This window comes from Sphingomonas sp. DC4900, assembly GCF_049896485.1.
GTDB classification, from domain to species: Bacteria; Pseudomonadota; Alphaproteobacteria; order Sphingomonadales; family Sphingomonadaceae; genus Sphingomonas; species Sphingomonas aquatilis.
Map to the genome: position 1 here is coordinate 355,589 of NZ_JAFCUK010000003.1, position 24,707 is coordinate 380,295.

Sequence of the window (24,707 nt, forward strand, 5' to 3'; positions counted from 1 at the left end):
CGATGACGATCTCCTTCACGCTGCTGGTCGCGCTGATCGGCGTCGCGCTGCTGTTCGACTTTCTGAACGGGCTGCACGACGCCGCCAATTCGATCGCGACGGTGGTTTCGACCCGCGTCCTTAAACCGCATCACGCGGTGTTGTGGGCCGCCTTCTTCAACTTCATCGCCTTCGCCGTGTTCGGCCTCCACGTCGCGCAGACGGTCGGCAAGGGCATCGTCGATGCGCAGATCATCGACCCGCAGGTGATCTTCGGCGCGTTGATGGGCGCGATCGCGTGGAATGTCATCACGTGGCGCTACGGCATCCCGTCGTCGTCCAGCCATGCGCTGATCGGCGGACTGCTCGGCGCCGGTATCTCGAAGGCGGGCTTTTCCAGCGTCGTCTGGGCCGGCGTCGGCAAGACGGTGGCCGCGATCTTCCTGTCGCCTGCGGTCGGCCTGATCCTCGCGCTCATGCTGGTGCTGGCGGTCGCATGGTCGTCGCTGAAGCTGACCCCCATGGGCGTCGACCGGCGCTTCCGCAAATTGCAGCTGGTGTCCGCCGCGCTCTACAGTCTCGGCCACGGCGGCAATGACGCGCAGAAGACGATGGGGATCATCGCCGTCCTGCTCTATTCGCAGGGCATGCTGGGCGGTGAATTTCACGTCCCCTTCTGGGTCGTCCTGTCCTGTCAGGCCGCGATGGCGCTCGGCACCATGTCGGGCGGGTGGAAGATCGTCCACACGATGGGGTCCAAGATCACGCGGCTGACGCCTGCGCAGGGCTTCTGTGCGGAAACCGGCGGCGCGATCACGCTGTTCATGGCGACGATGGGCGGCATCCCCGTCTCCTCGACGCATACGATCACCGGCGCGATCGTCGGTGTCGGATCGGCGCGGCGCCTGTCGGCGGTGCGCTGGAACGTCGCCAGCCGGATCGTCGTCGCCTGGGTTGTCACCCTCCCCGCCGCCGGCCTGATTGGCGCCGCCTTCTACGAAGCGGCCGCTCTGCTGAGCCGGTAAGGCGCCGTTCAACGCGGGCGAGCCGGTCTCGCCCGCCGCGTTATCGTGAGCAAGGGCGTCCTCAGTCCGCCACCACGCGGTTCCGACCCCATGCCTTGGCGCGATACAGCGCGGCATCCGCCGCCTGGAAGATGGTCGAAGCGTCCACGCCGCGCATCGCGCAGGTCGCCACGCCGATGCTGATCGTGATCGCAAGATCCGGTGCGATGCCCCGGTAATCGCGCTGCTGCACCGCCGTCCGAATGCGTTCCCCAATGCGCGCCGCCTGCACGGCATCGGTGTCGGGCATCAGCAGCGCGAATTCCTCGCCGCCCAGTCGCGCGACCAAATGATCCGCGGGCGCCGCATGGCGCAGCACCTCGGCCACCGCGCATAGCGCCAGGTCGCCGACGACATGCGAATGGCGATCGTTGACCTGCTTGAAATGGTCGATATCGACGATCGCCAGCGACCAATGACGCCCCTCCTGCGCGCTGATCGTCGCGACGTCCGACAGCATGTCGTTGAAGCGGCGGCGATTGGCGACGCCGGTCAGCGGGTCCTCGTTCGCCAATTGCTCCAGCGCATCGGCCTGCCCGCGCAGGCGGTCGAGCAATTGCTCGCGCTCCTGCGCCACCTCTTCCAGCACATGGCTCTGCTGTCGCAGTTCGGCGGTGCGTGCATCGACCAGCCTCGCGAGCTGCCGTTCGCGTCGCGCCATCGCCAGCGTCCGCCAGCGGTGCAGGCACCACAGCGCCAGGATGACCAGCGCGGCACAGGCCAACTGGAACCACGAGCGTTGCCAGAGGAACGGCTCCAGCCGCACCGTGATCGTCTTGTCCGGCCCCCAGGCGCCACGCGCCTGCGCCGCCTGGACGCGGAAGGTGTAGGTGCCGGGCGGCAGGGTGGTGAACTCCGCCGTCCGCTGCGACTCGCGATCCACCCAGCCGGTATCGAAGCCGTCCATCTGCGTGCGATAGCGAATGCCCTGCGGCAACAGGTAGCTAAGCCCCGCATAAGCGATCGTCAGGCGGTGCGTTCCGGCCGGCAGCACGTACGCCCCGTCCGGCCCCGCCGTCATCGGCTGGCCATCGGCCTCGACGCTTTCGATCGCGACCGCGGGCGGCGACATGAAGCGGAAGTGGGCCAGCCGGCGCGGGTCGACGAACGCCACCCCCTCCGCCGTCGCGATCCAGATCGTGCCGTCGCGCCGCTGCAGGGTCGTCGGCCCCGACGCACCGTTGCTCTGCGCGCTGGCGAGGCCGTCCAGCGCGGTGAACAGATCGGGCGCGATACGGGGCAGCCGGCCGTCCGCGGCCAGACGCAGCGCCTTGAAGCAGACGTGAACGATGCCCTTGTTGCTGCCGATCCACGCAGATCCGCCGCGCCCGACCGTCATCTGGAACAGCCCGTCGACGGGCATGCCGCGTTCGATGCCGATATGGTCCAGCTGGCCGTCGCGGCGATGCCGGAACAGGCCGCGATCAGTGCTGATCCAGGTGTCGCCCGTCTCCGGATCATGGAAGAAACCGAAGACGCTGTTCGCCTGGCCCGCGCCCATGATGTCGATCCGATGTACGCCGCTGTGGTTCCACAGCCACGCGCCGCTCACCGTGCCGACCCACAGTCCCTCGGGCGTCTCCGACAGCGCATAGACGATTTCGGCCGGCAGATCGTGCGTGCGCGGCAGGCGGACGTGGCCGGCAGGATCGATCAGTGCGACGCCGCGCTGCGTCCCTGCCCAGACGCCCCCACCCCGCGCCTGCGCGAAGGCGCGGACGTGATTGGCCGGCAGACCCTGCGCCTGGGTGATGCGGCGGACGACCCGCCCGCCGCGCGCCTGCAGCACACCATCGCCGAAGGTGCCGATCGTTAGCAGGTCGTCCGGCCCGGCGGACAGGCTCATGACCGATACGCGATTGGCGGCCGGGCCCAGCGGCACCGGTCGCGGCACGCCCGACGCGGGCACGACGTCCAGCCCCTTGCTCGATCCGACCCACAGGCTGCCGTCCCGCGTCTCGGCGAGCGCCCGCACGTAATTGCCCGACAGGCCATCTTCGGCGCGCAGATTGGCGAACAAAGCCTTGCGCAGCCGAAACAGCCCGCCATTGGCGCCCACCCAGATACTGTGTTCGCGATCCTCGAACAGCGCGGTGATCCGCCCCTCGGGCAGGCCGTTGCGCGTCGAAAAGTGATCGACGCGCGTGCCCTTCACCCGCAGCAGGCCATCATTCTCGGTGCCCAGCCACAGGTCGCCGTTCGTGGCGTGCAGAAAGTCGCTGAAGCGTTTGCCGTCGGGTTGGCGGAACACGACGACCGCACGCCCCCCCTCTACGCGATACAGCGACGATCCCGCCGTCAGCCAGATGCGTCCCGCCTTGTCGCGGAAGGGCATCGCCTGTCCCGGCGGCAGGCCCAGTTCGGCCGACATGGCACGCAGGCGACCGTCGCGATCAGCACGATAGGCGCCGTCCAGCGTGCCCAGCCACGGTCGTCCGTCGGCGTCGATGGCGATCCGCAAGACGGTGATCGGCTTCCCCGCCGGCCCGCGCAGCACCGTGAAGCGACCGTCGGGATCGAGTCGTCCGATCCCCAGCCGGTCGAAGCCCACCCAGACGCGCCCCTCCTGGTCGACCGCCATCCGGTTGATCGCGGCCCGCGGCATGCCCTGCGCCCGCCCCCAGAACCGCCAGCGCCCGGCAGGATCGCGCCGCCCCAGATTGCCGCGCGTATCGCCCGTCCACAGGTTGCCGAACCGGTCGGCGGCGATCGTCGCGATGGCGCTGTCGGGTAAGGCGGGCGTCGACATGCGCGAAAAGGTCGTGAAGCCGACGCCATTGTACCGCGCCACGCCTTCCCACGTCGCGAACCACAGATATCCGTCCCCGGTCTGCGTGATCGCATGGACGGCGTTGTGCGGCAGGCCCGCGGACGTCGACCACGCATCCTTGGCGAAACCTTCGATCGATTCGCGATGCACAGCGGGCGGAGCAGCCGGCACGGCTGCCGACGCCACCGCCAGCATGCCGATCAGCGCGAGCGCCAACACCCGTCCAAACCTCACTCCGCGCCGCACTACCCACTCCGGTCGATGACGAACGCGATGTAACGCAAGGATATTAACAGGCTCGAACCGGACGCTTCATGCATGTGCCCATTTTGGCGGATTATCGCGACGCCGAAGCTGTCGGCGGGCAGTGCTTCGGGCTGGATGTTCGTAACCCGCTCATCCATGCATCAGTCGAAGGCGGCGAACGTCCACTCGCGGTCGTTACGCCTCTACGGGTAAGATATTGCGGCCCGACTGGTCAGTGATAACCTCGTGTCATGCTCGCGCTTGTCCTCGCCGCTATGATAGCGTCCCACGCCGATGCGCCTCCGCAGTTTCGTGACCCGCGTGTTGGTATGGCTGGCCGCCCTGAAACAGTGGCGGAGTACGCGCGCGATGCTCGTGCGTGCGGTTTTAAAGTCGTCGTACGCCGCTTACGGGATGCGGACTTGCTCACAAAACAAAACACCTTCCTGCCGAACACACAGATCGTACTGTTCGAAGAGCCATACGACCGCGCCGATCAGCGAGCGCTTTGCTTTTTGAAGGCCCGGAAGCGGTCATTCATCAGGTCCAATTTCCTTGGCCAGCCCCTACCGACGGAATTCAGGAGTCTGCCCTAACCACCGTCGAGTTGAAGATTTAGCGTAGGCTATTCGTTTTTTTTCGAAAGTGGATGTTCCGCTTTCGCCGCAATAGCGGACATTGGACCAGCGCCGCGAATTGACGCCGTTCGATTGCGAAGCTTTCCGCGTGTGCTATCTGGAAGCGATCATCAGGTGGCCCTACAGCGACTTCTGCATAAATATGTACCGTGGAGAAGATTTATGGCACCGCTAATTCAAGCAATGCAAGCGCCTCCAAAGGTCCAAATTGTCGATCCAGCAAGGAAGGCGAAGGCGACAGCGGCGAGCACCCGATACCGCGAATGCTTAGAGCGTAACGCAGAGAAAATAGATGACCATGTTTCCCCGCCGGACCAGATTGGCGCTTTAGTTGCACCTCACTGCTTTCAAGAAGCAACTTCCGCGGAGGAGGCGATATTGGATGTCGACCCAACCCCACCTACGATGCGCGAGCGCGTACGCTCCATTTTCAAGGGGCAACGGTTATGGAACGCCACTCGAACTGTCGTCAGGCTACGCGGTCAATCAAAGTAAGAGGCACCGGCGCTGCGCTGTGGTGCTCAATCTCTACGTCCGCTTTCCTCCCAAAAGGCGACATCCCCCGTTCCCCACTAGGGTTCGAGCCGGTTCACAGGAGGGAGATTGGAGCGGGTGAAGGGAATCGAACCCTCGTATTCAGCTTGGGAAGCTGCTGCTCTACCATTGAGCTACACCCGCGCAGGCGCCCGGTTAGCCGGGCCGCCGCGGGGATGCAAGCGGTGTGTCAGGTCAGCAGGTGCAACGTGTCGGGTGCGGCCCAGGTCAGCGCGCGGCCTTGGGCGGCCAGCGCCGCGGCGTCGACGCGGTTCCGATCGGTAACGACGATGCGCAGACGCGTGCCGTGGCGGCTGGCCGAGGCGACATTGCCGCTGCCGCCGAGCGCCGCTTGCAGCGTCGGCGGCAGGTCCACCGGCGCCGCGGCCGGGGTCGGCGCGGCAGCGGCAGGCGCGGCGCCCTCACCCGCGTCCCCCGCATCCAGCGCCGCGCGCATGTCCATCGCGAGCGCATCGGCGATACCGCCGACGATCACCTGTACCGACGTCCCGGACGGACGCAGCACGCCGCGCGCGCCGAGGCTGCGCAGGCGCGCTTCGTCGATCGCGGTGGCGTCCGCCACGCCCAGGCGCAGGCGGGTGGCGCAGGCGTCGATGCTGCGCAGATTGGCGCGCCCGCCCAGCGCCGCGACGAACGCCGCGGCCTTGGCATCCGCGGGGACGGCGGCGGCGGGTGCGACCCCCGCCTCCACCGGCTCGCGGCCTGGCGTCTTGAGGTCGAACCGCACGATCGCCCAGCGGAACAGCGTGTAATAGACCAGCGCATAGACCGCGCCGACGGGCAGCAGCATCAGCGGCTTGGTCGCCTTGCCGTAGTTCAGCACGTAATCGAACAGGCCCGCCGAAAAGCCATAGCCCATGCGCACGCCGAGCGCGTTCATGATCGCTTCCGACAGGCCGGTCAGCACCGCGTGGATCGCGTAGAGCACGGGCGCGAGGAACATGAAGCTGAACTCGATCGGCTCGGTCACGCCGGTCAGGAACGAGGTGAGCGCGAGGCTGAACAGCATGCCACCCACCGCCTTGCGCCGATCGGGCGCGGCGGCGTGGTACATGGCCAGGCAGGCGGCGGGCAGGCCGAACATCATGACCGGGAAGAACCCGCTCATGAAACCGCCCGCGGTCGGATCGCCGGCGAAGAAGCGCGTCAGGTCGCCGGTCTTGCCGTGATAATCGCCGACGACGAAATAGGCGACATTGTTGAGGATGTGATGCAGCCCCGTCACCAGCAGCAGCCGGTTGAGCAGGCCGAAGGCGAACAGACCGAAGCCGCCCGCGGCGACGACGCCGCGGCTCAGCGCATCGACGCCTGCGTTGATCCCCGCATAGCTCGGCCCCAGCAGCGCGCCGATCGCCAGGCCGGCGAAACCGGCGAGGATCGGGACGAGGCGCCGCCCGCCGAAGAAGGCGAGATATTCGGGCAGCTTCACGGTGGCGAAGCGGTTGTAGAACAGGCCGCCGACCAAGCCTGCGATGATGCCGATCGGCACCTGCAGCTTGTCGATCGCCGCGCCCTTCCACGCTGTCGCCAACGTCGCGGCGATGGCATCCGCGGTGCCCGGCGGTACTGTGCCCGGGGGCGGCACGAGAAATACCTGGGCGGTGTTGCCGATGGTCAGATAGCAGACGATGCCCGCCATCACCGCGGCACCGTTGCCATCGCGCGCGAAGCCGGTGGCGACGCCCACCGCGAACAGCAGGCCAAGATGCGCGAAGATCGCATCCCCCGCCGCGCTGACAAAGGCGATATTCAAGAGGTCCGGCTGCCCCAGCCGCAGCAGCAGGCCGGCGACGGGCAGCACTGCGATGGGCAGCATCAACGCGCGGCCGAGCGGCTGGAGGAAGCTCATCACGGAAAAGCGGGACTGGCTCATCGGGCGGCCTCCTCGGCGAAACGTCGGGCAAGGCCGCGGACCTCGGCGGCACTGGCGGCAGAGAGAGCGGCGGCGGCAAGGTCCTGCACCGCGGGCAGCGTTAGCCGCGCGACGAGCGCCTTGATCGCGGGCACACGTGCCGGCGGCACCGACAAAGTGCGCACGCCGAGGCCCACCAGGATGGGCGCGGCGAGCGGATCGGCGGCGAGGCCACCGCACACGCTGACCGGCACGCCCCGCGTCGCCGCGCCGCGGCAGGTCATCTCGATCAGGCGCAGCACGGCGGGGTGCAGCCCGTCGATCCCGGCGGCGAGCGCCGGATTGCCGCGGTCCATCGCCAGCACATATTGGGTGAGGTCGTTGCTGCCGATCGACAGGAAGTCGCTGTGCGCCGCAATCAGGTCCGCGGTTGCGGCGGCGGCGGGGGTTTCGACCATCGCGCCGAGCTGTACCGGACCGACGCCGAATTCGTCGCGCAGGGCATCGAGCGCAGCACGCACCGCGATCATCTCGTCGACGCTCGCGACCATCGGCACCATGATCCGGCACCGCGCGACATCGGGGACGGAGAGGATCGCGCGCAGCTGCGCATCGAGCACCTCCGGCCGGGCGAGCGCAACGCGGATGCCGCGCAGGCCCAGCGCGGGATTGTCTTCCGCAGGGATGTCCAGATAAGGCGCCGGCTTGTCGCCGCCAACGTCGAGCAGGCGGATCACGACGGGCCGGTCGGGCAACGCCGCGACGATGCCGCGATAATCCGCCGCCTGTTCCGCGACGTCGGGCGGCGTCGCCCGATCGAGGAACAGGAATTCGGTGCGCAACAGGCCGCAGCCCTCCGCCCCCTGCGCCGCGGCGGCTTGCGCATCGGCGAGGTTGCCGAGGTTGGCATAGACGTGGATCGCCTGTCCGTCCGCAGTCGTCGCCGGGCGGTCGCCCGCGGCGAGCGCCGCCGCTTCGTCCGCGGCGCGCTGCGCGATCGTCTCGCGCGCGGCGGCAAGGCATTCCTCGGTCGGATTGGGGATCAGGATCGCGGCATCGGCGTCGAGCATCAGCACCGCGCCATCGTCGATCGCGTCGATCGCCGTGCCGAGCGCCACGACCATCGGCACGCCCATGCCCGCCGCAAGGATCGCGACGTGCGACGTCGGCCCGCCGCCCGCCAAAGCGAAGCCCGCCACCTGCGCCGCCGACAGCGCGCCCAGCTGCGACGGCAGCAATTCGTCGGCAAGCACGATCGCCCCCGCGGGCACGCTGGCCAAGGCCGGCTGCGTGCCCAGGATCGCATGCACCACCCGCAGCGCCACGTCGCGAATGTCGTCCGCCCGCTCGGCAATGCGCGCGTTGCCGGAGGCGCGCAGCGCCGCGCCCTGCGTCTCCGCCGCGCTCAGCATCGCCGCGGCGGCCGACAGACCGTTGGCCACCGCCGCATCGGCCCGCGCGCGCAGATCCGGATCGGCCAGGATCGCGCGATGCGCCTGCAGCACGCCGCCGAGATGGCCGGGACGCGCCGCCTCCGCATCCAGCGCCCCATCGACGCTGGCGAGGGCGGCGGCGAGCCGCTCGCGCTCGACGACGACGCCCTCGCCGGCGCTGGGCACGTCGGGCAATTCGGCGCGCAGCCAGAAGGCGGGGCCGATCGCGAGGCCCGGCGCCGCCGACACACCGCCCAGCACGCCCGGCGGCAGCGTCGCCGGGGTGGCGCGCACCACCGGCCGGGCGGCGGGGGCCGGCGCCGCGCTATCCTCCACCTCGTGCGTCAACAGCGCCTCGATCGCGGCGATCACCGCCTCGGCACCGCTGCCGCGCGCGACGATCGTCACCGGGCTGCCGGTCGCAAGGCCCAGCGACAGCAAGGCGATCGGGCTCGATGCCGCGGCCGTCTGGCCCGCGGCGATGAGCTGGACGTCAGCACCACTCTCGCGCACCGCCGCGACGATCCGCGCGGCCGGGCGCGCGTGCAGCCCGTGCGGCAGGCGCACGATCGTCTCGTGGCGCACCCTCTCGCCCGACGCAGCGGCGGTGGCGGCGTCGGCTGGACCGCTGACGATGCGGACCAGCGGATCGCCGACCGCGACCAGCCCCTCGCCCGCCGCATCGGTCAGCGACACGGATGCGCCTTCGACGACGATCACCGGCGTGACCGCGGACGCGGCGCCGAGCACCACGGCGTCGAGATTGAAGCGGATCAGCGGATCGCCGCTGCGCACCGCATCGCCCGGCGCGACCAGCGGCGTGAAGCCCTTGCCGGCCATCGCGACGGTGTCGATGCCGATATGCATCAGCAGCGCGACGCCCTCACCCAGCCCCAGCGTCACGGCATGGCCGGCGGCATGGACGGTCAGCACGGTCGCGTCGCAGGGCGCGTGCAACGTGTCGCCGACGGGATCGATGCCCAGCCCCGGCCCCATCATGCCCTCGGCAAACACCGGATCGGGAATCCCGCCGAGCGGCAGCACCCATCCTGCCAGCGGCGCCTTCAGCTGCACGTCGATCATCCCGTCATCCCTCCGGCCGTTGCCGCCGTCCCGCTACCGCTCCCTGACGGGGCGATCATACCGATTGAATACCAATCGCAAAGTAAATCTGTAACATCAACGGGAGAGTGCAACGGGCCCGACAATTCCCGACGGCGCCTGCGCATCCGCCTGCACGATCAACACGATAGTCCGCTCGCCGCCACCAGCTGGCAGGGCGGCTGCAATTGGTCCGGTCGCCGCATCCGCCTTGTCGGCGATCCGTACGCCGTCGACCCACAGCGCCGCCCGCCCGGCGACCGCGGCAAAGGCGATGCGCCCCCCCTTGGCGGCGATCGCGCGGATCGGCGTCACGCGCGCGCGATAGACCTGCCAGCCCCCCTGCGGTTCGGGCGCGGTTGCGGTCCCGCTGCGGACGAAGCTCCAGCTGTTGTTGTCGCCATCCGCCGGCGCCAGGCTGGCATCGGGCTTGGCGCTCAGCCGCGGCGAGCGGCGCCACGAATCGATCGTGCGCACCATCGTCGCCATCGGCACCTGCACCCGCGGCGTCGCCGCCAGCCGGTCGATCCGCAGCGTCGCCGGCTTCAGGCCGGGTGCCATCGCGCGCAATGCGATCCGCCCACGCGACCCCGCATCCGCCTGCACGATCACTTGCGCCAGTCCGTTGAACAGCGATCGGGCATTGCCCTTTTCGGGCTCGTGGCTGTTGGGATCGCCATTACCCAGCCCGATGATCGCCGCGCCCTCGACGGCGAAGCCGACGGGCAGGTTCGCGGTCGGCACGTGCCGGCCCTTCGCATCCACCGCATCGACGGTGACGGGCTGCACGTCCTCGCCATCGCCCGCCATCACACGCCGCGCCGGCGTCAGCCGCAGCGCGACCGGCGCGCCGACCGTCTCATGCCCCGCCCGCGCGACCTCGCGCCCGCCGCGATACGCGATCGCCTCCAGCGTTCCCGGCGCATAGGACACGGTAAAGCTGTTCCCCATCAGCCGATCGACCGCCCCCTCGCCGACGACCCGGCCGTTCAGCGTCACGACGATCCGTTCGGCATTGGACATGACGAGCAGCTTGATCGGCTGGCCTTCCTTGCCCGGCCACGTCCAATGCGGCGCAATGCCGATGACGGGTGCGTCGTCGATCCAGCCGGCGCGGTGGATGTCATAGGCGGTCTTGCGAAAACCGCAGAGGTCGAGGATCCCGAAGAAGCTCGCGATCGTCGGCCAGGCGTAGGGCGTTGGCTCGCCATGATAGTCAAAGCCCGTCCACACGAAGCCGCCCGCGACGAACGGCCGGCCTGCGATCTTTGCCCAGCCGGCGCGATGCGTCTCGCCCCAGGCGGCGGCATGATCGTCCATCGACGACAGGACATGCGCTGCGGCATCGTCGGCAAAGGCGCCGCGCGTCATGAACGCGCTGGTATCTTCCGAACTCGTCATCGGCTTGGTCGGATTCAGGCGATGGAACTTGTCGTAATCGCCCGGATAATAATTGAACCCGACGACGTCGACGACGCTCGACACATTGTGCGGGTTGAAGAACGACCCGTTCATCGCCGCGGTCACCGGCCGGCTATCGTCGAGACGGCGCACCGCCGCTTCCATCCGCCGCACCATCTCGACACCCGCCGCGGTGCCCTGCATCGGCTCTTCGTTGAAGACCGACCACAGGATGACGCTGGGGTGATTGCGGTCGCGCCGCACCAGCCATTCCAGCTGCGCCATATAATCGGGCGAGGGATTGAAGTTGCGGTTCTCGTCCATGACGAGGAACCCCATCCGGTCGCAGAGTTGCAGGAAGGCGGTGGCGGGCGCGTTGTGCGAACAGCGGATCGCGTTGCAGCCCAGCTCCTTCATCCGCTCCAGCCGCCACATCAGCAGCGTGTCGGGCACCGCCGTGCCGACACCGGCATGGTCGAGGTGCAGGCACACGCCCTTCAGCTTGACGTGCGTATCGTTGAGAAAGAGGCCCTTGTCGGCATCGAAGCGGATCGTGCGGAAACCCACCTGCACCCGCCGCGCGTCGACGCTCTTGCCGTCGCGTTCCAGAGCCACCGCCACCGTGTAGAGCGTCGGCATCTCGACCGACCAGCGCTGCGGGCGCGCAATGGTCAGCGTCGTCGTCAGCTCTGCAGCGTCGAGCGATGGCACCGCCACCAGCTCGCTCGTCGCAGTCGCCACGGTCCGCCCGGCCTGATCGACCAGGCTCGCCACCGCGCGCACGCGCACCGGCGCGGCCTCGGTCGAGCGCGCGGTGACGGTCACCGGCACGCGCCAGGCGTCGCCGCCATCATGGCGCGGATCGCAATGCACGCCATCGGTTTCGATCGACACCGGTGCGCGGCGCGCCAGCCAGGCGTGGCGGTACAGGCCGGCACCTTCGTACCACCAGCCCTCCATCGCATCGGCATCGACGCGGATCGCCACGACGTTCAGCGCATCCCCGAACCGCGCGAACGGCGTGATATCGAGGTAGAGGCTGTTATAGCCCGACCAATTGTGCGCGACCGGACTGCCGTTCACCCAGACGGTTGCATTGGTCGCGATGCCGTCGAACTGCAATTCCAGGTAACGTCCCTCGTCGGCGGGATCGAGGCGGAAGGCACGGCGATACCAGCCGATCCCGCGCGGACGGTAGCCCTGCGACGGATTGGCGCTTTCGACGAACGGCTGGAAGCTCGCCCAGTCATGCGGCAGCGTGACGGGGCGCCATTCGCTGTCGTCATAGTCCATCGCCGCCGCACCGCGGGCGTTGCCCGCCTTGGCGCGCAAATACGTCTCTTCGTGCGTCGTCGCGGGCGGCACGATCACGTCGCCCTCATGGAACAGCCAGCCCGTGTCGAAGCCGATCCGCGACGGATCGATCACCGGCAGCGGATCGGGCAGCCGGTCGGTGGGCAGCGGCATCGGCAGCGCGCCATAGCCGGTTGCGCTCCTGGCGGCGGCGATGGCGGGCAATCCCGCTGACAAACCCAATGTCAGGCCGGCTCCGGCGGCTGTCCCGAGAAGCTGCCGCCGGTCGATCGTCATGCGTTTACTGCCTCATGCTCTTTCGCCGCGGCGCCCGGCACCGCTACGCCGCCGATCACCGTCTCGACCGGCGCCATCGCCGCGGTCAGTCGCGCCCAGTCGGCGCGCAATCCGGCGGCGAGCGTACCCCGCTCCGCCTCCAGGCCCAGGAAGGCCGCGGGATTGCCCGCCGCCATCCGCGCCGCCACCGCCGGCTCCAGCCCCAGCATGCCCATCGCATTTGCCACCGCGGTCGCCATATCGAGATCCGATCCGGCGAGCGTGCCGTCCTCATACGCGCAGATGCCATCCGCCACGCGGATCTGGCGCCCTTGCAGCACAAAATCCTTATGCTCCGCACCGACCGAGGACATGGCGTCGGTGACGAGCATCATCCGCTCGGGCCCGCGCGCACGGATCGCGATGCGCAGCACGGCGGGCGCGACATGCACGCCATCGACGATCAGCCCGCACCACGGCCGCGGATCGTCCAGCGCTGCGCCGACCAGGCCCGGCGTCCGCTGCACCATCGCCGGCATCGCGTTGAACAGATGGGTGATTCCCGTCAGCCCGGCGTCGAACGCCGCGAGCGCCGTGTCATAGGGCACTTCGGTATGCCCGGCGCTGACGCGCACGCCGGCCGCCGCCAAACGGCGGATATGTTCGATGTTCGCGAGTTCGGGCGCGATCGTCACCATCGTCACGCCGCGCCGCGGCTTGGCGAGCAGCGCGACCATTTCTTCGTCGAGCAGGCGGAAACGCCCGGCATCGTGGATGCCCTTGCGCGCGACGTTCAGGAACGGCCCCTCAATATGCACGCCGACGACGCCCGGCACGCCCGCGCCGATCGCCTGATCGACGGCATCCAGCGCCAGCGCGATCCGATCGGGCGTGTCGCTGATCAGCGTCGGCATCAGCGCCGTCGTGCCATAGCGCGCATGCGCCGCGGCGATGGCGCGCACGCCCTCGACGGTCGGCTCGTCGTTCAGCAGCACGCCGCCGCCGCCGTTGACCTGCGTGTCGATGAAGCCGGGCATCACCCAGCCCCCCTCCAGGTCGACCGCATCCGTCGCCGCGCCGTCGAGCGGGCGGATGCTCGCGATCCGGTCGCCGGTGACGACGATCTCGGCGCCGCGCCACACGGCATCGCCGACCACGACGTGGCCGTTGGTGAAGCGATGGGCGGTGCTCATAGCGTGCGCGTCACCTTGGCGAGGTGCGGCGGCGAATCGGGATCGAGCCCGCGATGCCGCGACAGCGCCTCCGCCAAACCATAGAAGCTCGCCAGCATCAGGATCGGCTGCACCGCCGGGTGTGCCTCCAGCGCCGGCAGGTTCGCGCGGTCGTCGCCGGCATGCGCCGCCAGCACCGCCGCGCCGCGTTCGCGGAACGTCTCGACCACCGCCATCACGTCCTCGCCCGCCGCATCGGACGTGGCGAGCGCCAGCACCGGATAGCCTTCGCCTACGATCGCCATCGGCCCATGACGAACCTCGGCGGCGCTGAACGGCTCGGCCTGCAACTGGCAGGTTTCCTTCAGCTTCAGCGCGCATTCCTGCGCCACGCCGAAGCCATAGCCGCGACCGATCACGAACATTTGCTTGGCCTCGGCGAGCACGTCCACGCCCGCGCTCCAGTCGAGCGTCACCGCCGCGTCGAGCTGTTCGGGCAGCGCCGCGACCGCCGCCTTCAGCGCCTCGTCGCCCGACCAGGCCGCGACCAGCGCGGCCAGCCCCGCCATCGCCGCGATGCACGACTTGGTGGCCGCAACCGATTTCTCCGGCCCCGCCGACAGCGCAAGCAGCGTATCCGCCATCTCGGCGAGCGGCGACGTTTCGTCGTTCACCAGTGCGACTACCTCCGCCCCTGCCTTGGCATGCGCCTCGACGGTCGCCAGCAGGTCTGGGCTGCGGCCCGATTGGGAAATCGCGATGCACAGCGCGCGGCGCGTCGACACCGGCGCATCGAACAGCGAGACGACCGACGGCGCCGCGGATGCGACTGGCACGCCGACCATCGTCTCGATCAGATACTTGCCATAGGTCGCGGCATGATCCGACGACCCGCGGGCGCAGGTGACGACGACGTCGGGCGCGTTCGCGCGCAGGCGTTCGCCCAGCGCGGTCAGCGCTTCGGCATTGCGTGCCACCAGCCGCGCGACGGTCGCCCCCGCCTCCAGCGTCTCGGCGCGCATCAGCGTCGTGCCGATCGTCGTGTCCGTCATCGTATCCGTCGTCACAGCAAGGCGCCCTTCGCTAAGGATCAGGTGTCGGCGAGCTCGGCCACGAAATCGTAGCTGTCGCCGCGGTAATAGGATCGGGTGAATTCGACCGCGCGGCCGTCGCGCAGGAAGGCGCGCCGCTCGATCAGCAGCCCGGGCGAGCCGGGATCGACGCCCAGCATGCGCGCATGATCGCCGCCGAACGGCACCGCGCGCAGCCGCTGCAACGCGCGGACCGGGCGATGCCCCGCCTCGGTCAGCGCCGTGTACAGCGAGGCATCGACCGCATCGACCGACGGCAGGCAGAAGCCGGCGATCGTCGACAGCTCCAGCGCCATCGGCACCTCGTCGGCGAAGCGCAGCCGCTGGAAGCGATAGACCGGGGCGCTGGGCGACAGCGCCAACGCCATCGATTCCTCGGGCGAAACGATGCCGGCCGCGCGCGAAATCCACGCGCTCGACGGCACGCGCCCGCGCGCCACCATATCTTCCGAGAAGGACGACAATTTGCTGAAGTTCTTCTCGACGCGCCCGGCAACGAACGTCCCCGCGCCGCGACGGCGGGTCAGCAGGCCTTCCTCGACCAGCCCCTCGATCGCCTTGCGCACCGTGATGCGCGATACGCCATATTCGACAGCCAGATCGCGCTCCGCGGGGATCGCATCGCCGCGCGTGATGACGTCCGTGGCGATCGCGTCACGGATCAGCTGTTGCAGCTGGAGATAGAGCGGCGAGGGATTTTCAGCGCGGAACCGCCCCACCTTGCTCATGAAACTCATCGTCGATCCCCTTTTCCGCAAGCGTCTTCGGCATCAGGCGTGCCACGCTACGCGGACCGGCGCCAGTGGCACCTTGCGCTACAATTGTCTTAGATTGGACTTGTCGTCAATCACCTGTCGCAGCGCTGCGACTCTATTGGCATTGGTCTGGCGCGGCAGCGGACCGAAGCCAAATCGGTCCTGCTCCACTGTCGGCGCAGGATCGCTTGCCGAACCATGCAGCGCGCCCGCATTGGTCGCATCCAGCAGCGCGGCTGCCGTGTCGGCCGCCACCCCCGCCCCCGCCATGATCGTGCAACGCCCCGCTGCGCGCGCAACCATCGCCGCGATCGTCGCCGCCCCCTCCATCGCGGTGCGCGCGCCGCCGGAGGTCAACACATGGTCGAACCCCAACGCGACCGCCACATCGACCGCCGCCACCGGGTCGGCCACGACGTCGATCGCCCGGTGCAAGGTGAGCGGCGGGCGATCCTCGCCAAGCCCCGCGATCCAGGCCCGCATCTCCCGCTCCGCAAGCTTTCCCCCAGCCGTCACGCCGAACACCAGCCCCTGCGCCCCGGCCGCGATGAGCGCACGCCCTTCGGCCAACGCCAGCGCCATATCCTCCGCTCGATAGTCGAACCCGCCCGCCCGCGGCCGCACCATCGCCCGCACCGGCACACCCGCCGGCACCGCCAGCGCCAGCACCTCCGCGACCAGCCCCGCTGACGGCGTCAGCCCGCCGAGCGCCAGCGCGCTGCACAGCTCGATCCGGTCACATCCGCCCGCGATCGCCGCCGCCGCGCCCACCGCCGATTCGACGCAGATTTCCAGCGCGACTCGGGAGCGCCCCACTGTTTGCGATACCATCACCCCGAAATCTCCTTTCTAACGGCTTTCGCCCTAAACGGCTGATCGTACGAGAGCGAAACGACACAATAGGTCAGCTACCCTACCAAAATAAATGTGACAGTTTTTATATATACCATTTGGGCTTTATTGGATATGTAGCAATGCAGCAGCAACGAGCAGGAAACGCGTAACTGTTTCGCCGTCGCTGCACTGTCGCCGGCTTTGCGGCAGTTGGGAACATAAGGGGGGGCATGCGGCCGGGCGTGTTCCATATTCAGGGAACAGCCTATGCGCCTGCGCCACGTGATCCTCGTCTCCACCATTCTTGCCGGATTCGCCGGCAGCGCCCACGCACAGGAAGCGCCGACCGCTACGCCGACGGGAAGCACCCAGACCTCGGGCCAGACCGACGCCGCGGGCGACGACATCGTCGTCACCGGTTATCGCGGGTCGCTGCGCGAAGCCATCAACGTCAAGCGGAACGCCAACGCCGTTGTCGACGTCATCACCGCGGAAGACGTCGGCAAGTTCCCCGATCGTAACGTCGCGGAATCGCTCTCGCACATCCCGGGCGTCAGCATCGACCGTCGCTTTGGCGAAGGCGAGAAGGTCGCGATTCTCGGCACCGATCCGGCGCTCAACCGCATGCTGCTGGACGGCCACGCGCTTGCCTCGGCAGACTGGGGTGGCAACGACAACGATCCGTCGAGCCGCACCTTCAACTATTCGCTGCTGGCACCGGAACTGGTCGACCGGCTGGAAGTCTACAAGTCGCCGGAAGCGCGTATCGAGGAAGGCAGCCTCGGCGGCACCGTGATCGTTCGCACCCGCCGTCCGCTCGACTTGGCAGCCAATGCGATCTTCGCCTCGGGCGGCTATTCGTACAACGACCGTTCCGACAAGGGGAATGTTCGCGCGTCCGGTCTTTACAGCTGGAAGAATGCCGACGAGACGTTCGGCATTCTGGTCGCAGCCACCTACGACAAGCAGAACCTGACCCGCGCGGGCGTCGAATTCTTCGGCTACGACAATGTCGCTCCGAACGGTACGGGCGCGTGCCCTTACAACAGCCCGTTCGTCAACTGCACCAACGGCACGCTGAGCCTGAAGAGCCAGGGCGCTACGATCAACGGCGGCACGATCGCCGACCTGTATAAGGCAACCTCGCCGTTCGGCATCAACTATGCCTATTTCCAGCAGCAGCGCCAGCGCGCCAGCGTCACCGGCACCGTCCAGTATCGGCCGCGTCCTGACCTGACGTTCACACTGAACGGCCTGCACATCGACGGCAACTACAACAATTATAGCCAGTCGATGTACACGATCCCCGGCGCATGGACCGGCAGCGTGCTGCAATCGGCGACGGTGAGCAACGGCGTGGTTACTGGCGCGACGTTCGGCGCCGCTCCCAATCAGAGCGCACAGCTCGACACGCTGGTCCGCCGGACGAAGCTGAAGACCGACAACGTCAATCTGTTCGCCGATTGGGAAGGCGACAATGGCGCCAAGATCGCCTTCGCGGGCGGCTGGTCGAAGGCAACCGGTGGGCGCAATCCGGAATATCTCTTCAACGTCCAGACCAAGCTGCCTTACAGCTATGCGTTCACGCCGGACTCGGCGACGGTCAACTTCACCGGCGACCTGACCAACCCCGCGAATTATTTCACCAACCCCAATAACAACCCTGCCCAGATCGAGGGGCGTCCGCTCATCATCAACGGCAAGCAGCTTGTCGGCGCCCAGATCGGGGGGCTCGATTACAGCGTGACGACCGACCGCGACATTTTTGGCGGGTACGACGCCACCGTGCCCGTCGCGTTGGGCCCGCTCACGCAGATCCTCATCGGATCGCGGGTCACTGACCACGTCAACCGCGTGGACGCTCGCGGTATCAACACTTACCTCACGTCCTCACGCACGGCGAACCAGCTCGGCGTGACGACGCTGACCACGCCTGACGGCACGTTCGACGGCAGCGGCGGCATGGGCAACGCGACCAAGTATCTGAACCTGCCGGATCAGGCCGTGATCGACATTCTGGCGAATGCGATCAACAGCCCGCTCGTCACGAAGGTCGGCGCGTCCACCAAGGTACGCGAGACCGTGATCGCCAGCTATGTTCAGGCGAATTTCGAACAGGGTCCGCTTCGCGGCAACGTCGGTGGTCGGCTGGTGTACACGCGCGATGTGTCGAACTTCGCCACCACGCCCAGCGCCGTTGCGAACCCGCAGCCGATCCCGACCCGTGTCGCGACCGACTATCTGAAGTTCCTGCCGAGCGCGAACGTCGCCTGGACCATCTCGCCGAAGGTCATCTTGCGCGGTGCCGTGGCCAAGGTGATCTCGCGTCCGCGCTATCAGGATCTGGCTGCCGCGACCTCGCTCAACGACATCACGCTCGACGGCGGCGGCGGCAATCCGAACCTGAAACCGTACGAGTCGGTGAACTACGAACTGACCGCGGAATGGTATCCGCGGAGCGGCACGCTGCTTGCGGTCGAACTATTCCGCCGCGACATCAAGAACTACGTCATCGCGTTCCGTCAGAACGTCGACTATTTCAACGCGCTGCAGAACCGGATCACCACGTACAACGTCAGCCAGCCGATCAACGGCGCGAAGGCGACGGTGAACGGCGTGCTCGTGTCGGGGCAGGCTGAAATCTGGGGCGGTTTCGGCCTGCAGGCGAACTATTCCTATCAGGATAGCAGCACCTCGTCGGTCGACGTCACGGGCACGACGCTGAATCTGCCGTATCTGTCGAAGCATACGGTCAACGTGATCCCTTATTTCGAAAAGGGTCCGTTCCAGGCTCGCGTCAGCTACAACTACCGCACCTCTTATTTCCGCACGATCGGCCGCCTCGGCTCGCGCGAGATGGTGGCGCCGTATAATCAGCTCGACGCGTCCGCCTCCCTCAACCTGCTGGACGGCGTCGTGCTCAGCGTGAACGCGCAGAACCTGCTCGACGAAACCTATCGCCAGTATAACGCGACCCCGGATCGTCCGACCGCCTTCTACAAGAACGGTCGCACGTTCTCCGCAGCCTTGTCGTTCCGCATGTAAGATATTGGCGCCGGCCGATCGACGGCCGGCGTCACCCTGTTCCTCCCCGACGAGCGCGCTCCCCTGCGCGCTCCGGCCTTCGGACCCCGGCTCGCTATTCAGCGACGCCGGGGTCTTTTTTGTGACTTTTTGATGCGCGGGCATGGACGCCGCGACGATGCTGCTTCAAGATACGTGCAATACCAAAACATGACCAAGGGGCAGGCATGACGCAGCACGTCGGTATCGCAACCATCGTCGGGGGAGCGGCGCTGGCCCTGCTCGCCTCCGCCACCCCCGCCATCGCGCAGACGGGCGCCGAGCCCGCGCTCGCGCTGCTGCCGATGCCGCAATCGGTGGTCCGCGGCACGGGCAGCTTCACCGTCGCCAACGGCGCGACCATCGCCGCGACCGACGCCGGCGCCATCGCCGCTGCCCGCCTGCTCGCCGACCACGTCCGCACCACCCGCGGCCTCGCGCTCACCCCCGGCGCCACCGGCGCGATCCGCCTCGTCCGCGACGCCAGCGTCACCGGCGACGAAGCCTATCGCCTCACGGTCACGCCGCAGGGGATCACCGTCGCCGCATCGGGCGACCGCGGCCTCGTCCATGGCGCGATGACGCTGGCGCAGCTGCTCAGCCCCGATGCGGCGTTCGGAAAGCCCGTCGCCGTCCCCGCCCTCACCATCACCGACGCACCGCGCTTCGGCTGGCGCGGGCTGATGATCGACCCCGCGCGCCACTTCCTCCCCATGCCGGCGCTGCGGGCGATCGTCGACCAGATGGCGAGCGTAAAGCTCAACACGCTTCACCTGCACCTGACGGACGATCAGGGCTGGCGCGTCGAGATCAAGAAATACCCCAAGCTCACCAGCATCGGCGGCTGGCGCCTGCCGCCCTGGACGGGTGGCCCGCAGCCGACCGAGAAGGACCGCGTCGGCGGCTTCTACACCCAGGCGGAGCTGAAGGAGCTGGTCGCCTATGCCGGCGTGCGCGGCATTACGATCGTGCCGGAGATCGACCTGCCCGGCCACGCCAATGCGCTCGTCGCCGCCTATCCGGAGCTCGGCATCCTCGGCGACCGGCCGCTGGTCAGCAACAATTGGGGCATCATGCCCTATCTGTTCAATCCGGGGCCGAAGGGCATCGCCTTCGTCAAGGACGTGCTCGACGAGCTGATGACGATCTTCCCCGGCACCTACATCCATCTCGGCGGCGACGAGGCGGTCAAGGACCAGTGGGAACGCAGCCCCGAGGTGCAGGCGCAGATGAAGGCGCTGGGCATCAAGACCGAAAACGGCTTGCAAAGCTGGATGATCGAACAGTTTGGCACCTACCTCCAGTCCAAGGGCCGCCGCCTGATCGGCTGGGACGAGATCCTGGAGGGCGGCCTGCCCGCCTCCGCCTCGGTCATGTCGTGGCGCGGCGAACAGGGCGGGATCGACGCCGCCAACATGGGGCATGACGTCGTCATGTCGCCGGGCAACCCGCTCTACCTCAACGGCTTGCAGAGCCGCCGCAGCGACGAGCCGCCCGGCCGTCTCGACATCACGACGCTGCAACAGGTCTATGCCTACGACCCGCTGCCCAAGGGCATCGCCGCGGACAAGGCGCACCACGTGCTTGGCGCGCAAGGCAATCTGTGGAGCGAATATATCGTCACGCCGGGCCAACTCCAGCATCTGATCTTCCCGCGCGCCGGCGCGCTCGCCGAAATCACCTGGTCGCCCAAGGTCCAGCGCGACCGGCCGGCGGACCTCGCCGCCTTCCTCCCTCGCCTGCAACGCCAGGACGATCGCTGGTCGCGCGCCGGCATGCGCGTCGCCGACAGCGCCTTTGCGGTCGGCTTCGACCTCACCGGCACGCGCGGCGATGCGCTGCGCAAGAACAGCGTGGCGCTCGCGCTGGCGACGCAGGTCCCCTATGGCACGATCCGCTACACCGTCGATGGCAGCGCGCCGACGCTGCGCTCGCCCGCCTATACTGCGCCGTTGACGCTGAAGCCCGGCATTATGGTGAATGCCGTCGCCTTCGACGCAAACGGCGCCCCGACCGCGGCGGTGCGCAGCTTCGACACGTCGCGCGCCGCCCTGCTCGCTCGCGCGAGCTCGGACATGGCGGCCTGCCCCGCCGGCGCACTCGGCCTGCGCGTGCCGCTCACCTCGGAAGCGACCGCCGACGCGCCCGTCTACAACATCAACCTGTTCGATACCTGCACGCTCTACCCCGACGCGCCGCTCGACGTCGCGCGTGGCTATAGCGTCGAGGTCGTGCGCCTCGCCCGCCATTACGGCCTCGCGCACGAACAGCGCATGGTGCGCGAACATTACAATGTGTCGGCGCATGGCGAGCTGCTCGTCCAGGTCGGCTGCATCGCCGCCGCCGCCGCGCAAAAGGCCGGCGACAAGACCGCCCACCCGATCGCGGTCGGCGCCTTCCCGCTGCCGGATCCGAAAACGGCGCCGCAGCGCTTCACGCTGTCGGGCACGCTGCCGACGATGACGGGCGATCGGGATGTCTGTTTCCAGTTCACCTCTCCGCTAACCGACCCCTTCTATACGGTCGGCAAGGTCCAACTGACGGAAGGTTCGAAGTGAAGCGCGCCCTCCTGACCCTGCTGCTCGCCACCTCGCCGCTTGCCGCGCGCGAGGTGGTGCCGCTCGATGGCGCATGGCAGGCGCGGCTCGACCCCGCCGATACCGCCGCCGTCAAGGCACATCCGAAGGAAGCGCGCTGGTTCGCCGCGCGCGTGCCGGGTAGCGTGCAGGAAGACCTGATCCGCCTGAAACGCGTGCCCGATCCCTTCATCGGCACCAATGAAGGCGCGATCCAATGGGCCGGCTTGTCGGCGTGGCAGTACCGCAAGACGCTGACCGTCACGCCGCAGATGCTCGCGCACCGGCACCTCGACCTCGTGTTCGACGGGCTCGACACGTTCGCGACCGTCACCGTCAACGGCCAGCCGCTGCTGACCGCGGACAATGCCCACCGCCGTTGGCGTGCCGATGCAAAGCCGCTGCTCAAGGCGGGCGACAACGAAATCCTCGTCACCATCGCCAGCCCGATCAAGACGCTCCAGCCGATGGTGCTGAAGGAAGCGCACCCGCTGCCTGGCGAATATGACAGCGCGTTCGGCGACGAGCCCAAGGGCGTGCAGACCAGCCCCTATATCCGCAAGCCGAAATATCAGTACGGCTGGGACTGGGGTCCCCGCCTCGTTGCCAACGGCATCTGGCGCTCGGTCAAGCTGGAGGCCTGGGACGATGCCCGCCTCGATCATGTCCGCGTTGCGCAGGACGCGCTGAACGACGCAGAAGCGCGCCTGACCGCGCACGCCACCGTCATCGCCGACACCAGCAAGCAGGTCACGCTCACCGCCACCGTCACCGGTCCCGACGGCAGCCGCCAGACCGGCCAGGCGACCGTCACGCTCGCGCCGGGCGAGAACCCGGTGTCGATCCCGCTGACCATCCCGCGCCCGCAGCGCTGGCAGCCGGTCGGCTATGGCGCGCAGCCGCTCTATACCGTCGCGACCACCTTCGACGGCGACACGCAGACGCGCACCATCGGCCTGCGCACCGTCACCCTCGATCGCAGGCAAGGTGCGTTCGGCTTCGTCGTCAATGGAACGCCGATCTTCGCCAAGGGCGCGAACGTCATTCCGTTCGACAGCTTCCCCGCCCGCGTCGACCCGGCCGAACCCGAAGGCCTTCTCAAGGCGGCGCGCGATGCGAACATGAACATGGTCCGCATCTGGGGCGGCGGCTATTATCTCGACGACGCCTTCTACGCCGCCGCCGACCGGATGGGCATCATGGTGTGGCAGGACTTCATGTTCGGCGGATCGGTGACGCCGCCCGACGCCGCCTTCCGCGCCAATGTCGCTGCCGAAGCCGACGAACAGGTCGCCAGGATCGGCGACCACCCCTCGGTCGTGATCTGGGCCGGCGGCAACGAAGTGCTGTCGGGCTGGGAAAACTGGGGCGACCGCAAGGCGTTCAAGAAGGCGGTCGGCGCCGACGAGCAGGAACGGATCGGCGCCGGCATGGCCGTCCTGTTCGACCGCGTGCTGCGCGACGCGGTGACGCGCAACAGCCCCGGCACCCCCTATATGCCCGGCTCGCCGTCGACCGATTATGAAGGTCCGGTGGATACCGACGCCAATGGCGACCGCCATTTCTGGGACGTGTGGTCGGGGTCGAAGCCGGTCGAGAACTACCTCGACAGCTGCCCGCGCTTCATGAGCGAATATGGCTTCCAGTCGATGCCCACCATGGCGACGATCCGCCTGTTCGCCGGGAAGGGGACGCTCGACCCCGAAAGCCCGGTGATGAAGGCGCACCAGAAGTTCCTGGCCGGCGAAGGCAATGCCCGCCTGAAGCTCTACCTCGACCAGCGCCTGCGTGCCCCCAAGGACTTCGCCGACTTCGTCTACCTGACGCAGGTCAATCAGGCGCAGGCGATCGACCTCGCCGCGCGCCACCATCGCGCCTGCCGCCCGGTGACGATGGGCTCGTTGTTCTGGCAGCTGAACGACGTCTGGCCCTCGATCAGCTGGGCCAGCATCGACCATCTCGGCCAGTGGAAGCTGCTGCAATATCAGGCGAAACGCTTCTTCGCGCCGCAGGCGATCGTCGCCGAACACCGCAACGGCGCGACCCGCGTCGTCCTGGTGTCCGACGCGACCGGCGCCATCCCCGCACATTGGCGCGTGACGGTACGCGACATGACCGGCGCGACGCTGGGCGTGCGCGAAGCGGACGCGACGCTAACGCCGCTGTCGTCGACCACCGTCGCGACGCTGCCCGACGCCGACCTGTTCGGCAGCGCCGATCCGGCGAAGAGCTATGCCGTCGCCGAACTGATCGTCGCCGGCGAGGCCGTCAGCCGCACGATCGTCGAACGCCTCATGCCGAAGGACATGGCCTATCCCGATCCGGGCCTGACCATGCGCCGCTCGGGCAACGACCTGACGATCACCGCAAAGAACCTCGCCCGCGCGGTGATGGTCGACATGGGCGACACGCCCGGTCAGGCAAGCGACAGCGGCTTCGACCTGCTGCCGGGCGAGAGCAAGACGGTGACGCTGACCGGCAAACAGACGCCAGTGCTCAGGACGCTCGCCCGCTGATGGCCCGAACGCTCTCCTCCCCACCCCGTCACCCCGGACTTGGTCCGGGGTCCACTCCGCGGCGAGGGGGGTGGCAAGAGGCTCGAACGCTG

General features: G+C 68.2%; 12 protein-coding genes and 1 tRNA gene. 4 read left to right on the forward strand and 9 right to left on the reverse strand.

The genetic code is table 11. The features are described 5' to 3' along the window. The first annotated feature begins 2 nt into the window (after positions 1–2). Positions 3–1,004, forward strand: coding sequence for an inorganic phosphate transporter (locus ACP690_RS06250; protein ID WP_043059964.1), 1,002 nt, complete (start codon positions 3–5; stop codon positions 1,002–1,004). Positions 1,005–1,065: 61 nt separating this feature from the next. Here the strand turns inward: ACP690_RS06250 and ACP690_RS06255 are convergent, their stop codons facing one another. The 9 genes from ACP690_RS06255 to ACP690_RS06295 form a co-directional block, all read right to left on the reverse strand. Continuing rightward, entirely contained in the window at positions 1,066–4,032 is a 2,967-nt protein-coding gene (locus ACP690_RS06255; RefSeq protein WP_426260332.1) for a diguanylate cyclase, read from the reverse strand. 1,269 nt (positions 4,033–5,301) lie between these two features. Beyond that, a tRNA-Gly gene (locus ACP690_RS06260) sits at positions 5,302–5,375 on the reverse strand. A 46-nt stretch (positions 5,376–5,421) separates the two neighbouring features. Further along, positions 5,422–7,101, reverse strand: coding sequence for an N-acetylglucosamine-specific PTS transporter subunit IIBC (nagE, locus tag ACP690_RS06265; RefSeq protein ID WP_426260519.1), 1,680 nt, complete (start codon positions 7,099–7,101; stop codon positions 5,422–5,424). 20 nt (positions 7,102–7,121) lie between these two features. Beyond that, positions 7,122–9,620 carry a phosphoenolpyruvate--protein phosphotransferase gene (ptsP, locus tag ACP690_RS06270; protein WP_426260331.1) on the reverse strand — a complete coding sequence of 833 codons (2,499 nt, stop codon included), beginning with the start codon at positions 9,618–9,620 and terminating at the stop codon, positions 7,122–7,124. A 96-nt stretch (positions 9,621–9,716) separates the two neighbouring features. Then, positions 9,717–12,629 carry a beta-galactosidase GalA gene (gene galA / locus ACP690_RS06275; protein ID WP_426260330.1) on the reverse strand — a complete coding sequence of 971 codons (2,913 nt, stop codon included), beginning with the start codon at positions 12,627–12,629 and terminating at the stop codon, positions 9,717–9,719. Beyond that, positions 12,626–13,801: an N-acetylglucosamine-6-phosphate deacetylase gene (gene nagA, locus ACP690_RS06280; RefSeq protein ID WP_063688243.1), complete on the reverse strand. Its 1,176-nt coding sequence runs from the start codon at positions 13,799–13,801 to the stop codon at positions 12,626–12,628. The genes galA and nagA overlap by 4 nt, the downstream gene beginning before the upstream one ends. Further along, positions 13,798–14,832, reverse strand: a complete 1,035-nt coding sequence (locus ACP690_RS06285) for an SIS domain-containing protein (RefSeq protein ID WP_426260329.1) — start codon at positions 14,830–14,832, stop codon at positions 13,798–13,800. Before ACP690_RS06285 ends, nagA begins: the two co-directional genes overlap by 4 nt. Positions 14,833–14,870: 38 nt before the next feature. After that, positions 14,871–15,608: a GntR family transcriptional regulator gene (locus tag ACP690_RS06290; protein ID WP_020486424.1), complete on the reverse strand. Its 738-nt coding sequence runs from the start codon at positions 15,606–15,608 to the stop codon at positions 14,871–14,873. A gap of 78 nt (positions 15,609–15,686) precedes the next feature. Continuing rightward, positions 15,687–16,457, reverse strand: coding sequence for a copper homeostasis protein CutC (locus tag ACP690_RS06295; RefSeq protein WP_426260518.1), 771 nt, complete (start codon positions 16,455–16,457; stop codon positions 15,687–15,689). 270 nt (positions 16,458–16,727) lie between these two features. Here ACP690_RS06295 and ACP690_RS06300 point away from each other — a divergent pair, with 270 nt between their 5' ends. The 3 genes from ACP690_RS06300 (at position 16,728) to ACP690_RS06310 (ending at position 24,615) form a co-directional block, all read left to right on the forward strand. Further along, positions 16,728–19,505 (forward strand): TonB-dependent receptor, encoded by a 2,778-nt coding sequence (locus ACP690_RS06300; RefSeq protein ID WP_017978102.1) that lies wholly within the window; start codon positions 16,728–16,730, stop codon positions 19,503–19,505. A gap of 206 nt (positions 19,506–19,711) precedes the next feature. Beyond that, positions 19,712–22,081 carry a beta-N-acetylhexosaminidase gene (locus ACP690_RS06305; protein ID WP_426260328.1) on the forward strand — a complete coding sequence of 790 codons (2,370 nt, stop codon included), beginning with the start codon at positions 19,712–19,714 and terminating at the stop codon, positions 22,079–22,081. Continuing rightward, positions 22,078–24,615, forward strand: a complete 2,538-nt coding sequence (locus ACP690_RS06310; protein ID WP_426260327.1) for a beta-mannosidase — start codon at positions 22,078–22,080, stop codon at positions 24,613–24,615. The genes ACP690_RS06305 and ACP690_RS06310 overlap by 4 nt, the downstream gene beginning before the upstream one ends. The last annotated feature ends 92 nt before the right edge of the window (positions 24,616–24,707 follow it).